17 protein-coding genes are annotated in these 14,572 nt (G+C 31.6%); all 17 read right to left on the minus strand.

Translation table 11 applies throughout. The features are described from left to right. Positions 1 to 175: 175 nt before the first annotated feature. Positions 176 to 1,867, minus strand: coding sequence for a hypothetical protein (locus M2651_RS07510; RefSeq protein ID WP_252131728.1), 1,692 nt, complete (start codon positions 1,865 to 1,867; stop codon positions 176 to 178). 5 nt (positions 1,868 to 1,872) lie between these two features. Further along, positions 1,873 to 2,328, minus strand: coding sequence for a DUF669 domain-containing protein (locus M2651_RS07515; protein WP_078682710.1), 456 nt, complete (start codon positions 2,326 to 2,328; stop codon positions 1,873 to 1,875). 22 nt (positions 2,329 to 2,350) lie between these two features. Beyond that, complete coding sequence (locus M2651_RS07520; RefSeq protein WP_252131729.1) at positions 2,351 to 3,952, minus strand: AAA family ATPase; 1,602 nt, start codon at positions 3,950 to 3,952, stop codon at positions 2,351 to 2,353. Next, entirely contained in the window at positions 3,874 to 4,239 is a 366-nt protein-coding gene (locus M2651_RS07525) for a VRR-NUC domain-containing protein (protein ID WP_252131730.1), read from the minus strand. Before M2651_RS07525 ends, M2651_RS07520 begins: the two co-directional genes overlap by 79 nt. After that, complete coding sequence (locus M2651_RS07530; protein ID WP_350338293.1) at positions 4,236 to 5,483, minus strand: DEAD/DEAH box helicase; 1,248 nt, start codon at positions 5,481 to 5,483, stop codon at positions 4,236 to 4,238. The genes M2651_RS07525 and M2651_RS07530 overlap by 4 nt, the downstream gene beginning before the upstream one ends. Before the next feature lie 4 nt (positions 5,484 to 5,487). Beyond that, entirely contained in the window at positions 5,488 to 6,198 is a 711-nt protein-coding gene (locus M2651_RS07535) for an antA/AntB antirepressor family protein (protein ID WP_252131731.1), read from the minus strand. 14 nt (positions 6,199 to 6,212) lie between these two features. After that, positions 6,213 to 6,464, minus strand: a complete 252-nt coding sequence (locus M2651_RS07540; protein WP_252131732.1) for a hypothetical protein — start codon at positions 6,462 to 6,464, stop codon at positions 6,213 to 6,215. A gap of 20 nt (positions 6,465 to 6,484) precedes the next feature. Next, positions 6,485 to 6,808, minus strand: coding sequence for an HTH domain-containing protein (locus M2651_RS07545; RefSeq protein WP_216433331.1), 324 nt, complete (start codon positions 6,806 to 6,808; stop codon positions 6,485 to 6,487). Between the two features lie 216 nt (positions 6,809 to 7,024). Beyond that, the gene (locus M2651_RS07550; protein ID WP_252131733.1) at positions 7,025 to 7,252 is read right to left on the minus strand and encodes a hypothetical protein; all 228 of its coding nucleotides are present in this window, start codon (positions 7,250 to 7,252) and stop codon (positions 7,025 to 7,027) included. A 207-nt stretch (positions 7,253 to 7,459) separates the two neighbouring features. After that, entirely contained in the window at positions 7,460 to 8,146 is a 687-nt protein-coding gene (locus tag M2651_RS07555; RefSeq protein ID WP_252131734.1) for an ImmA/IrrE family metallo-endopeptidase, read from the minus strand. Positions 8,147 to 8,162: 16 nt separating this feature from the next. Continuing rightward, positions 8,163 to 8,531 (minus strand): hypothetical protein, encoded by a 369-nt coding sequence (locus M2651_RS07560; RefSeq protein ID WP_252131735.1) that lies wholly within the window; start codon positions 8,529 to 8,531, stop codon positions 8,163 to 8,165. 14 nt (positions 8,532 to 8,545) lie between these two features. Further along, entirely contained in the window at positions 8,546 to 8,926 is a 381-nt protein-coding gene (locus tag M2651_RS07565) for a helix-turn-helix domain-containing protein (protein ID WP_252131736.1), read from the minus strand. Positions 8,927 to 8,982: 56 nt separating this feature from the next. Then, complete coding sequence (locus tag M2651_RS07570; protein ID WP_252131737.1) at positions 8,983 to 9,771, minus strand: ImmA/IrrE family metallo-endopeptidase; 789 nt, start codon at positions 9,769 to 9,771, stop codon at positions 8,983 to 8,985. 303 nt (positions 9,772 to 10,074) lie between these two features. Further along, positions 10,075 to 11,301 carry a type II restriction endonuclease gene (locus M2651_RS07575; RefSeq protein ID WP_252131738.1) on the minus strand — a complete coding sequence of 409 codons (1,227 nt, stop codon included), beginning with the start codon at positions 11,299 to 11,301 and terminating at the stop codon, positions 10,075 to 10,077. A gap of 38 nt (positions 11,302 to 11,339) precedes the next feature. Continuing rightward, on the minus strand, positions 11,340 to 12,341 hold the full coding sequence (gene dcm, locus M2651_RS07580; protein WP_286207955.1) for a DNA (cytosine-5-)-methyltransferase: 1,002 nt from the start codon (positions 12,339 to 12,341) through the stop codon (positions 11,340 to 11,342). 224 nt (positions 12,342 to 12,565) lie between these two features. Then, the gene (locus tag M2651_RS07585; protein ID WP_252131739.1) at positions 12,566 to 12,739 is read right to left on the minus strand and encodes a helix-turn-helix domain-containing protein; all 174 of its coding nucleotides are present in this window, start codon (positions 12,737 to 12,739) and stop codon (positions 12,566 to 12,568) included. 349 nt (positions 12,740 to 13,088) lie between these two features. After that, positions 13,089 to 14,444 carry a 23S rRNA (uracil(1939)-C(5))-methyltransferase RlmD gene (gene rlmD, locus M2651_RS07590; protein ID WP_252131740.1) on the minus strand — a complete coding sequence of 452 codons (1,356 nt, stop codon included), beginning with the start codon at positions 14,442 to 14,444 and terminating at the stop codon, positions 13,089 to 13,091. Between the last annotated feature and the right edge of the window lie 128 nt (positions 14,445 to 14,572).

Here is a 14,572-nt window from a genome sequence, read left to right on the forward strand (position 1 = left end):
TTTGGTAAGAAATACATAGTAAAAATATAATTTTTCTTCCCATTTTCGTATATATTTTGGGTTGTTTAGCCATCAAAATATATAGTTTTATTACTAAAAATCATCTTAAAATTAGTATTAAATTGTTTTAAAATAACCCCTTTTGGGTAGTAACTTCCCAAATTCCTATAATTTTTTATCTGATTTCACCAACAAAATCTTCAATTCTTTTCTTTGCTAAATTTATATACCACTCTTTATCAAGGCGTCTTGGGACTCTTTTTTCTATAACACTGTCATTTACTATAAAACATCTATCAGGTGTATTTGCTATTTTTTCAACTCTGCCATTAGGCTTTACTTTAAATACCCCTTTATCCTCCTCATTCTTTGATGCAAAAACTCTTAAAGTTTTTTCTGCTAATGGTTTATCCCCATAAAGAGCATGAGAATATTTATAAGTAAGCTTTACAACCTTTTGAAACATTAAAAGCTCCTTACATTCCGTTATAGTTTTTTCAACTGGAAAACAGTCTATAAAATATTTCTTTAAAGCTAAGTTTATTATAGGCAGGTCATTATCAATACTATTTAGTTCCTTAACATAGGCACCTTTGGATTTAAAACTGCCGTCTTCTTTAATAATGATGTAGTTATTTACATCCTTTTGATATATCTTCTTAAAGATTTCAAAATCAAGTTTCATATAAGTCCTATCTTCCCACTCCATGCAGATTTCTTTAATTTTATCTAAATCCGATTTCCTTTTTATTTTTCCTATTAAACCATCAGTATTGGACTGAATTAAAGTCCAATGCGGTTCTAGCCTTTCTATTAAATCTAAAAGTAAAAGCTGTCCTGCTACGCATACATTATTAGCCTGTCTTGGGTCATAAAGGTTATTGTATTTGTATTTCATAGCACCATAGGTACTGTTTAGAACAATTTTATAAGGCTGCTGCATTGGGTTCTTTTCAGCCTTTAACTTTATACGTTCCTTATATATTTCTTTATAAAATGTTGGGTCTTCTACATTCCTTGATAAAAATCCATACTCTATCATCAAAGACGGGTAAAATGAAACTACATCTACATTTAAAAGAATTCCTTCACCTGTATATTTTTCTTTTGCACCATGAAGCCCACCCCATGCAAATACATGCGGTACACCACTTATATTTATTTCTAATGATTTATCATAACTGTGATTACTTGAATTTTTGTACCAATCAAGAACTTGTTTATATTTATTTATTTTTAAATTACTTGGTATATCCAAATTAAACTCATCAGAGCGATTTATTTTATTTGCTTTTAAAATAACTGCTGCAAGCTGAGCCTTTGTTTTACTTATATATTTAAGCGGCAGTTTAAAAGCTTTAAGTAAAGCTATATGACTATCAAATTCCTCTTTACGATGTAAAAATATTTCTATAGTCTGCTCAACATCATGGGTACAGTATTTTACTACTTCCTCTAATTCTTCTTCTGTTAACTTTCTATCTATTGAAAAGCTTACAGTGCTTTCTCTTATGTCATTTCCCATAAATCCTTCTAGTTCTTTTAAACCGTGAGTTGTTGTCATAATATCAAATTCATAAAGTTGAATTTTTTGAAATAGAGAACTATACTGCCAGCCTTGATTTTTTTCTGCTATAATGAAACTGGAGATACTATGTGGGTCAAAACCGCAAAGGATACCTTTTAAAATATACTGATCATAATGATGGCTGTTATAGCCAATCCAGATATGTTCTTTATGTTCTTCATAAAATGATGCTAATTTCTTAGCATCATTTATAAAGACATATTTTTGATGATTAACAGGATCTATTACGACGAAGAGCCAATCTTGCAGGAAAACCTCTGCGTCAAAGAATAGAATCATACCTATTAAACCTCAAATACTTCAGTAATTTTAAAAGTTTTAAATCCTTTGTTGGTTTCCCCATACTCTACTGCATATTCTAAATTGCCGTCAATTGCTTCATGGATATCAAGTATCAAATCATAGTATTGTGAAAAACTTTCAAACTCTACTTCTATTCCAGCTTCAAGAGATCTTAAAAACTCATTAGCATTATGAAGTCCGAAAGCTGTGTTTATAACTTGGTTCATAAACAATATGGAATTTTGATATTCGCCAGATAAAATTTTCATCCAGCAGGATAACATAGGTTTACCTGTCTTTGACTCTACAAGTTCCATTTTTTCAATCTTTACCTCATATGTTCCAAGAGGTACATCTTTATATTGTCCTTCTCCTGTTCCTACATTTTTTAAATCTTCCTTTAACCCCTTAATATCAAATTCCTTATCAAACTTTGCGAATAAATTTTTTGTTGCCATTATTATCTCCTCCTAAAATTTATTATTTTCTAGAGCGTCTGCTCTTTTTTACTGGTTCTTCTGTTTCAGATACAGTTGTATCCCCTGCTTCTGTTGCTGTATTATTAGAAGTATCTGCTCCTTCAGCCGCTACTGTTTCTGATTTAGAATAAGTTTTTACACCTTCCTGAGCATCTTCTAAAACTTTCATGAATTCATCCTTATCAAGCTTTACTCTTGGAACTTTAAAATTAAATCTGCCGCCGCCGAAGATGTTTTCTTTCTTTTCAAGCTGCAAGTATCTTTCTTCTCCATCCATAAAGGCTCTTACAGTTAAATCTACTGTTCCTGCTAAAACATTAGCTATTTTTTCATTAATATTAGGTTTTATGGTTGTAAGCTTAGCTCCATTTTTTAGTGTTATTTCTATAGTTACTTCCTTAGAAATATAAATTATTTGATATCCTAAATTCTTAAGTCTTTTTATGGCTGATAAATATTCAGTTCTAACCATATCCCATCCTTTACCAAAACCTGCATCCTGCTCATGGTCTATTCCTAACTTGTTATACATATAAAGCCTGCAGTGTTCATATAAGTCCTCAACTAAATCAATGCACACTCTTTTGAAAGTGTTATCTTTCTTTTCAAGCTCTGTAATAACATCTAAAAATACTTCCCAAGCCATTTTGACTTTTTTAAGTCTTCCTTCAAAAGTTACTTCATCAGCTATCCTTAAAACTGGGCTTGTGGTATTATCTGTATTTCCATCAGTATTTAAGAATAATAAATCATCGAACTGATCAACAAAAGTTGATTTTCCAATGTAACTGTCAGCATATATCCACATATCCGGATACCTGTCTATTTGCAGTTCTCTCCTAACATTTTGCGGTAATAACATATATGTTTGTCCTCCTTCACAATAACTTTGATATTCACACCAATCACAAAGTCTTGATGGTGTTTTTTCATATTCTTTTTCATTAATAATCTCCTGGCATCTTAGCTTAAATTCTTGAACCTTAGATTCATCATATGGAATTTGAATTACCTTAACTTCCATAGCTTCTAAAGTTTCATGAAGCCTTTTTCTAAACTGATATAAATCCTCAGTCTTCCTTTGCCTTATAGCTGTTTTAGGAATAAAAATAAATCCTATTTCCGATACCTTAAAGCCGAGTTTTTCTAAGTAATACCTATATAAGTGCAGCTGTTTTGACTCCAGATAATGCTCTATATTATTGCTGTATTTAAAGTCATAAATGCTAAGACTTCCATCCTGTGTTTGAATAATAAAGTCTACAAATCCTATAAATTCTGGAAAATCAATTTTAAACTCATATTTTTCTGTCGGCTCTTTATTATGAAGCATTGTATTTATTACAATCTGAGCCTTTTTTACTAATGATGTAAGCTTAATTACTTCATTTACATGAGCATCAGTAATAACCGGATACTGATTATAATAATATTGCTCCATTGCCTCTATACCTTCCTCAATCCCAAGATGTAAAGCTGAACCTGCAATTAAAGCATTATCTGCTGTTGGTGAAGGTATTGTTCTTAATTTGTCTTTATATCGCAGTTTGAATTGGTACTTACACTTTTCAAAGCATTCAACTCTGCTGTGGGAAAATTGCACATCAGCACCTCCTCTGTGAGTTTTTTAAATTCTTCAAATCCTTTAGGGTATAAAATTATTCCAATGCCTCCTGCTGCATTTATGTTTTTTATGTTTAACTTTTGAAGTTCTGTTGGTTTTCCTTTTTCTGCTTTCAGCTCAATTGCTAGAAAAACTCCATTTATACAGCAGATTAAATCTGGAATACCACTTCTTTGGAATCCACCTCCAAAAACTTTAAAATACCATGTTTTTGAAAGTGATTTTAAATATCTTATAACTTTAGTTTGAAACTGCTTTTCTGTCATAACATCACCTTTTCAAATAGCTCTACTGTAAAATCCCGCCTTTCCTTTAGTACTTCAAGTATCTTTTCTTCTATGCTGTTTTCTGTAATAAGATAGTAGTAAAAGCAGGTCCTATTTTGCCCTATCCTGTGTATTCTCTTTTTTGACTGCATCCAAAATTCACTAGATAGCGGAAGGCTGAAATAAATAATTCTATTTGACTTTTGTAAATTAACTCCAGATGCTCCTGATTGATACTGAACCAAAGTAATGCTGTTTGATTTATTTTCATAATTTTCAAGGTTTGTTCCATCTCCATTAATATAAGAAATGGGTCTATCTATCTTAAAACATATGTTTTTTATAATCTCAAACTCTCTTTTAAAATTGTAGAAGATAACAAATCTATCATTACTGGATTCAAAGATATCTTTTAGCACCTGATGTTTATTTGAGTTGTAAATAGATGTTAACTGCCTTAGATACAATAACTTTGTAAGTGCTGTATCTCCTGCTAAAGTTTCACCATCAATTGTAATAACTCTGTCTTTTTTAAACTTTTTATATTCTGCTGTATTAGCAACACTAACTAAGGTTTCAATCTGCTCCGGCAGGTCAAATACTTCTTCTGTTTTCATAAATACTGCACCATGGGATTTTAGTTTTTCCTTTAACCTATCAACATTTTTATAGCCTTTTACAACTGGAATTTTAAATCCTCCAACATCAATCTTTTCTGTAATTGTGTAGTGATTATAAAAGGACTTTTTACTTATGCTCCATCCAAGAAGTCTAAGCTGTGACCACAGTTCCTCATATTTTCCACCTGTTGGAGTACCAGAAAGAAGAATTACATTTTCAGGATTAAGACTTAAAATAAATTTTGCCCTGTTGGATGTTTCATTTTTGATATACTGTGATTCATCAAGTATTAATGTAAAATCCTTTAGCTTTTGTAATTGCTTCCTTCGCCATACCAAATCATAATTAATAATAATTACACTATTTTGTGGTATGCTCTCTATAGATTGGTTCTTGAAAATTATAATTTCTAAGTCATAGTAGTTTTTAAAATGTTCTTCCCAATCTTTGATTTTAGACTTTTGGCAGATAAGAAGATTATAAGGTGCATTTAATTGTTTCATTTTCTCTGAACCTAAAAATGTCTTGCCAAGCCCCATGTCCAAATAATATGCAACTTGATTTGAGTTTTGGGTCTTCTTTAGCACTTCTATTTGATGTGGGTAAAGTTTAATTCTTATCACCTGCCTAAACAACATTTCTATCAACTAATCCTTTAATTAATAATCTAAATGTTTCTCTACCTTTAGGTGTAATTAACGTTTGTGTTCCTACCCAGCCGGTTTTATCATTCTTCGATTCTTTTATTTCAAACAAACCGTTATTTTTATCAGCATATGGTTTTAAATTTCTCTTCTTATCTCGATAAATATATTTATTATCAATTAGAAATTTTATAAAGTCCTTTTCCTTTATCTTTAATTCTTTTGCTGTATCCCTAAAATTAGTAAGCAGATTCCTGTCTACCAGTTCATCAAAATACTCTGCCTTTGGTCTCATAATTTCATTTTCAACGTTTAACCTTGAATTTACTAATTTTAGAGATTGAATCTGTTTCTCCGCCATTTTCAAAGCTCTTGACATTACCATTTCAGGTGTATTCCATGCCTTTTCAATAGAAAGAAAATACTGCCTAGCCATTTTCCCTTTTTCAGTCCTTTGAATCATACATATTTCTTTTGCCATAGGTATTGTTAAACAATAGTCCCTTGTTGGCTGATGGTTTTGAGGGTGGTCAAAAATGACCGGGGTATAATCTATTCCTTCTTTAAACCCGTATTCACACATCCTTGGAAACCAATGCCTGAACTCTGTTGCTATTTCTAAAAACTTATGAAGTTCTCTTGCTGATACTGTTGGTTCTTCTGTACTGTAATTTACTTTAATTAATTCATTCATAACTTTTTCCTCCCTTATATTTTTTTAGCATCTTCAAAAATATCAGCATAATCTTCAAGTTTAACTTCAATTAGCTTTTCTGCACCATATTTTCTTAATAGTGCTTTAATTTCTGCTATTTTACCTTTTTTCATTTTCTCTGTTAGCACCATGCTTATATCTTGAATGCTTATTTGATCATTTATTGTATGGTTCTTTGCTTTTGCTCGATATTCTGCTGCAAGTCTTTCCAGTTCTTCTGCAAGAACTAAATTTATATCAGTCATAAATTCCACCTCCTTCACCCTTATGCTTTTAGAGCAAAGTCTTTGATAATGCTATTCATTACGGCAAGGTCGTCACCTGACAGCATGATACTTAATCGTTTTAATAATTCCACTTGTTCTGGCTTTAAATATTTTTGATTTAACTTATAACCATCTGCAATCTTAATACCTCCACCATGTCGTCCTCGAATAGTTTCTATCGGGTAAGAAAGCGATAGGATATCAATATCATTTTTAATGGTTCTAATACTAACCCCAAACTCATTTGCTAAGTTAGCCATTGTGTCTTGCCTTCTATAACATAATCTTTCTATGATTTCTATGCGTCTTTCATTTGGTCCCATCGCTTCCCCCCCCTTTCCTTTGCTCTGTGATATAAGAATAAAAGTTAAATATGCAGACTTTTTGCTTATTTAAAAAAATTTTAGTTTCTGCAGCAATAAAAAATAGCCGGAGAAATGTTATGTGCTAAAGAACAATCCTTAAATGCACATTTACATTTCAATCCGGCTATCTAAGCAGCTCACAAGGGATTGGATTTTATTTGATTTTTATATTATTTAAGATGCTTCTTCTCTTTTCTTCTTATAAATAAACTTACAGACTTCTTTAATTCGTACCATTGTCGTCTTATCCACATATGGACTTATAACTGAACTAATATCAATTAAAACAGGTTCCTTATGCTCTCTGCATTTTATTGATATTAAGAAAGCATCTTCTTCAATAAGAATTTTAAATAGTAGCTTTTTATATTTTCCTTTGTCTCTCACTTCTTCTAATACCATAGGCACCTCCATTTTTTTCCTATTCGTGTCATGTCAGCTTTTAAGCGAACATATAACTAAAAAAATTTTGCCTTGCTTTTATAACTTGTATGCATTTAACCATTAAGATAATGTAAGCGTAAAATTTACACATTTGTTTTATGTACGCTCACATGCGAACATGTTATTTTAAAATAACAACACGAGCTATAGCTCCTGCTGTCATCTTTACATTGAAATTCCCAAAGTATTTAATCTTATTCCTGCAGCCTGTTTTGATACTTCAAATGTGGATGCTAATTCATCAATTATTAAATCTTTTATTATTGATTGACTAATTCCTTTTAATCTACAATATTTTCCTCTTAACTCTTCTGCCTTTATTTTAAACATTTCTGCTGGCATTAAGATTGCTGCTGCTATGTTATCAGCCTGCCACTCTATCCACTCATCTGCTGTTTTAGGCTTGTATGCTTTTTGTTTAGGACATCTGCAGGCTTTTGCCATAGCTTTATCTTTATAGGACAGTGTCATAAATCTTAATTGATGCTTGTCCCAATGAACCATTTCATGGGTAACAGTAAACCTTTCTCTGCCTCTATTTGCTATTTCAGAAAGATCGCTTTCAACTAGAAGAGTTCCTTTTTTATATTGTCTTGCAATATTTTGCTGAGTATCCTTATCATAAAGTTCCACACATCCATCAGAAAAAATCATCATACCTAAAATATCGCAGTTTCTATCGATATTTACATAGTCTATTTCAAGTCCCATTTTAAGCTCTGCAATATCTTCTACTGGTATTGCCATTGGTTCTTTCAAACCTTGCGGATAGTATTTTTGCAAAAATTTAGCTGCTTCTTTATCTATATCCCCTTTTCTGATGATGGGAACTAAATCATTATTCAAATTCATTATAACCCCATCCCCTTTATTTATTGTAAGCTTCTATGTCATTTATAACAAAATCACTTAATGAAGCATTATCTAATACTGCACTGCAGCTTAATTTAAACCATTGGCGTATTGACTCTGAAATATTTTCTTTAGCAAAATAATCCCCTATTTCTATATCACAATTAACAAGTATATCAAAACTTACTTCTTCATCATCTTGCTTGATGTTATTGACCCTTAATATTTCTATATTATCCAATTCAGCTTCTAAAACTTCTATTACATCTCTAGCTCTTAATGTTAAGTCATACTCAGAATAGTTATTCATTATTTCATCTTGTAAAGCATCAAAAATTTGTTGGTAAAACTGTTCTTCTATCATACCTTTAAAATAATCATTCATGAGTATCCCCCTCTCTACTCTTTCTCATCTAAGGCTTTAATAAATTCAAGCCAAGCCTTTTCTGTAATATCACTTTTCCCCTCACTTTCGATTTTACGTGCTTTTCTAAGGGCAGTTCTAGCTAAACCACTTTCTTTGATATAATCAGGTAAGTCCATAGGGATTTCATCCCTATCTTCAGATGCTATATCAATCATATAATCTGTTTCTTCTTGTGTTAGCCCTAATATTTTTGCTATTTCCTCCATCTTATTGATATTAGGTGGATTTCTTCTCCCTTTTTCAATATCACTCCAATATGCTGGAGAGATATCTAACAAATCTGCCATCTTTCTTAGACTTATATCCTTTTGTTTTCTTTTTTCTGCAATAAAATCCCCAAACTTACTACTCATAATATACACCTCCTTCCACTGTCAGCATTATTTATTTAAAATTGAATTTTGAACACTTAGATAATAGAAAACTGCTTATATTCCTGTTTTTCCTTAATGAAATTCAAATTTTTAAGTCTTATCTTTGCAGCTGTTAAAGATACGTCAAATGTATCTGCAATTTCACGACTTAAGACATCTGCCCATAAATCTTTTTCAAAATCAGTTCCCATTTCATAACACATTCTCACCATACCTGCTGACTTAAATTTAGCTGTTATATATCTTGTAAAGATTTTCTTAGGCATCAATAATGCTGAAGCCATATAATCCGCCTGCCATTCAATCCAATCATCATCAGTTACAAGCTGCCTTTTCCCTGTACTTTCAATATCAGTTGTACGACACTTTATCACCGGCTCGTTTTGGGGTTCACTATCAAATAATGTCATCTGCATTTTATTAATTGTGTAAATATGTCTGTGTAAAAGCCAATGTGCTATCTCGTGTGCATGAGTAAAACGGCCTCTTCTTAATTGTTCTTCATTCAAAAGACTATTGTCTATTAATATAGTCCCTTCATTTACTGGTATTCTTTTCGCTTTATTATTATCTGCATCATATACAGGAATATAACAATCATTAAATACTGTCATTCCTAATATGGATTGATTATGCGTCAAATCTTGATAGTCCATTTCCAATCCGGCATAACATTCTGAAAAATGCTCAACATCTAAACTGCAAGGTTCCTGAAGGATCTTTGAATTATAGTCATGTAAAACTCTTTCTGCTAAATCATCTATCTCTGCTCTTTTAACAACAGGAGTCCCATTATTTTTAGTTTTAAAATCCAATTGAATCAATCTACCATCCCTCTCATAAATGCATGTATGCTTTAATGCTAACACTATTATAATATGGCATATTATTCCTTGTCAAGAATTAAAAATTTAAAAATGTTCTACCCATAAACACTGCTCATCATCATATAAAATAACCTAGTCATTTGTATAATGGCTGAATTTATTTTTTACATTTTTAATTTGCATTAAGAAGAAGTAGATATGAAATGTAGCTAAAATAAGAAAAGATAGGCACTCTTAAAGAATACCCACCTCTATTGTTACCACTTAATCTATATATGATTCAAATACTAGAGCTAAACTTTAAATTATACCTGCTCTAATTTGTCTTTCCTTAACAACATCAATAAATGTAGCAACATCAATCAACCAAGATCTTTGAGCATCAGTATATGTAGAATGTAAACTCTTTGGTAAAACCAATTGTAAATTTCTTTCTCTCATTTCATTTGTCTGGTTTTCACTAATAGCAGTTTCTAAGGTTAAAAGATGCTTATACTCTATCTTATCAGCCTCTGATAAAACTTGTCTCCATCTATCTTTACATGTACTCTTTACTCCAAGCATAGTAAGTAGCAAAGGATTAAAAGAATTGTCATGATATTTTTCTATGCTTGGAAAAATAAAATCAGGCTTAGATTTATTCTCTGTAATCTTTGTACGGGAATAATTTATATTATATATAGAAAATATCTGTTCTAAATGATTCTCTAATGCATAACCTACACGACTTTTTCTGCGATTTTGTACAGAAAGTGAAAATGCTATAAAACCTTCAACATCATCAACAAATCCTTTTCTCAATCTCTCACCAACTAAATGTTTTTCAAAAGTTCTAAATAATATTTCCTCTCGTTCAATCCACGCTATCAATGCTGCATCTGCATCGTCTAATGGTTCAATATCCCTTAATGTCGAACGAGCATATCTTGAAAAATCATATGTTGATGGAAATTTTTCTCCAAACCTTGAGATCATATCATCTAAATATGTTTCTTCGCTATCTTCAACAGTAATTCCTATTTGTTCAAGTATTATTCTTGACGCAAAAGCTATTCTATCTTGTTCACTCTCCAGTTCTCCTCTTATCGAAAATCCTGGATGCGTTTCATTACTAAATCCAAATAGCCATCTAATTTGATTTCCAATAGTTGAACCATTTTCAGCAATTATAACTAACACAGATTTATCTGGTCTTAAACCAATAACAAGTAAATCTCCTGCAGCTGCACATGTAGATACTTGTGTCGTTGGAAAATATAATCTGCATTCTGACCGTTTAGGATTATTTTCTCTTGCATCATACCAAGTTAAAAAGCCATCTGCTGTAATAGGTTCATCATCATAGTCATTTAAATATATAAACTTTGTATTAAACTTAACTTTACCTTGAGGTTGCCCAAAAATTCTCTTTAGCCCACTGACTCCATTAAATTCATGTTGATTGCTACTATAAGGATCTGCTTCAACAGCACTAAGATTTTTAATTGCTACTCCAGTAAAATATTGTGATAAATAACCTGCTTTCATTCCCATCCCTCACTATATATAATTGTTTATTTATTCCATTATATATGTGGTAGCATAAGTTTGGCAACAGCTTTTATAACTGGAACAACAACCGAATTCCCAAATTGACGATATGCTTGTGTATCAGAAACAGGTATAATAAAATCATCTGGAAATCCCATCAACCTAGCACACTCTCTTGGCGTCAATCGTCTTGGATTTTTGCCTTTCCCTCTAGAGATTAGTATCTCTGAGCCATCTTTATAATATCTTGCTGACAATGTTCGAGCGACATCATTTTCTGTTACTAATCCATACCCAAAACCATTACCTTTTGCTCTATGCTTTTCTGCATATGCCTGTAAATAAGCCCATAGTTTATCACTTAACACATATTTGCTATGTACTTTTGCTTTTTCACCAACAGTATAGGGTTCTTCTGGTTTCTCACTTCCATCCTCTGGATGCAAAATACTTTTTAAGGTCAATTTAATCTCTGGTATCTCCAAATTATCCCATGAAAAATCTGTTTTATTTTTAAATCCAACAATTATAATACGCTCTCTATGTTGTGGTACCCAATTCTGACCATCTATAACCTTATAATGAACATCATACCCCAACTCATCCCTAAGTGTTTCTATTATAACTTTGAAAGTGTTCCCACCATCATGTGATACAAGATTTTTAACATTTTCTAACAAAAATGCTTTAGGTCTTTTAGCTGCAATAATTCTTGCTACATCAAAAAATAAAGTTCCTTGTGTAGTACATTCAAATCCATGTGGTCTACCAAGTGCATTCTTCTTTGATACTCCAGCTATAGAAAATGGCTGACATGGAAATCCTGCGAGTAATACATCATGGTCAGGTATCTCATCTTCAGGGAATGGAACTATATCTCCAATAAAAGGATGGTTGTCACCAAAGTTAGCTTGATATGTTTTCTTTGCCCAATCATTCCATTCACTAGTAAATATGCAAGTTCCACCTACTGATTGAAAGCCTAGTCTGATACCGCCAATTCCTGCAAACAAATCTATAAATGTAAAGTTCTTCATACTTGACATACACCTCCAATCCTTTTACTTGCAACATTCTCTTTAAATAATACCATAAGTATTCTTTGTTTTAAAGCGAACATCCGTAAACTGATATTGTCTCATATTTTAAGTTATTATTCAATATAATCTTAGTATAAATATAAACAAACATCTGTTCTTGTGTCAAGTTTTATTTATTAATTTATAAGCTTTTAATAAAATCTAAACCTATTATTTTTACCTTATTTCATTGCACTTTTAACATTATCCGGCTTCTTAGCATGCTCTGGTATAGCCCATGTATTTCCAAACTTAACTGCACCTTCAATGCGCCCTTGTTTACATAAATGCTGTACATATCTTGGTGAAATACCCCATTTTTCTGCCATTTCAGCTACAGTAATCATCCCCTTCATGTTACCCCTCCTGAGATACTGATTTTCACTTACATTCTATGCGTTTAAACGCAATATGTCAAGTTTTACTACAAAGTTAAAACATAGAATTTTTAACCATTAACAAATTAATTTTGCATTGTTATATAGATTAAATTTACAATCCATCAAATGTTAAATTTTAACTATATAAAACAATACCTAAACTCCCATACCTTCTAGCAACTCTCCATTCTATTTCTATCTCTCAATTTATATTTGCCAAAAAGTGCACCCCCGGGGGTTCAAATCCCCTCAAAACGTTAGTCTACGGAAACATAAAACACACATGAAAAAAAGGGGCAAATTGCCCCAAGCCTTTGATTTCAAGCTATTTCTTCTCTATCTTCACAACACACTCCACATGTGGTGTGTGAGGAAAAAGATCCATTAGCTTAACTTTCTGAATTACATATCCATTATCTTTAAGCACCTTTAAATCATTTACCAAACTCTTTGGATTACAAGATACATATATCAAATCTGGTGCATTAAAATCAACTACATATTTTAATGCAATTGGATGTACTCCTGCTCTTGGGGGATCCAGTATTATAATTTCTGGTTTATCTTTTAGATTTTGTATAACTTTAGCTACATCTCCTGCTATAAACTTGCAATTATTTAGTCCATTCAGTTTTGCATTTTCATTTGCAGCTTCAACAGCCTCTTCTATAAGCTCTACACCGATAACTTTTTTTGCTTTTGGAGCTACAATCTGACCTATAGTTCCAGTTCCGCAGTAAAGATCAAAAACTACCTTTGACTGGGAGTCCTCCATAAAGTCTCTTACTATACTATATAGCTTTTCCGCTCCCTTTGAATTAGTCTGGAAAAAAGAAAAAGGAGTTATTTTAAATTTCAATCCTAGAAGCTTTTCAGTTATATAATCTCTGCCATAAAGAATTTCAATGTTATCTGCTTGAACTACATCAGCTAATGAATCGTTTATACTGTGTAATATCGATACAAGAATACCTTCGTAAGGAAGAGTCCTTAACATCTCCGTAAGCTCACTAAAATCAAAATCCATTTGTGAGGAAGTAACAATATTTATAAGTATTTCACCTGTATTTTTAGCCTTTCTTATAACTAAATTTCTTAAATAACCTTCATGGCTTAATATTCTGTAGTGAGGAAGTCTTTTTTCTCTAAAATATTTAAGAACGGCAGTTAAAATTTTTCTATAATCTTCATCTACTATTTGGCAATTGTCAACTGTAACTATTCCAAAGGTTCTTCCCTTTATATGCATCCCTAATGAAAGTTCTCCGCCTTTTTCATAATCTCCAAAAGTAAATTCCATTTTATTTCTATAGCCAAATTGTTCTGGGCTCTTTTCAATACCTAAAAACTCAAAATTATCTATTCCATTTTCTTTCAAAAGAGAAAGTACTTGTTCCTTTTTGAATTCAAGCTGTTTTTCATAACTAATAGTCTGATGAGAGCAGCCTCCGCACTCTGCAAAATGAAGACAGCTCTGTGGTATTTTATAATCCACATCCTCAAGTATTTCTAGTGCTTTAGCTTCAATGTATTCTTTCTTTTTCTTTGTTATTCTTCCTAGAATTTTTTGTCCAGGAAGAGCATTCTTTACATATATCTTCTTATCACCTAAGATACCTATACCATACCCTGGGAACTCAGTTTTTTCAATGACTATTTCATATTCATTTCCTTTTTTCATAAAATTTTTACCTCCGTACTTTTATAGACACCATATTCTTCATAGCCCAACACGTATTATTATGCTACAGCCTATTAATTCTGTAAATATTAATATTTTTTAATAAATGTGATTTATTTATTACAATT

Origin of the sequence: Clostridium caldaquaticum (assembly GCF_023806125.1) — a bacterium.
GTDB classification, from domain to species: Bacteria; Bacillota; Clostridia; order Clostridiales; family Clostridiaceae; genus Clostridium_AT; species Clostridium_AT caldaquaticum.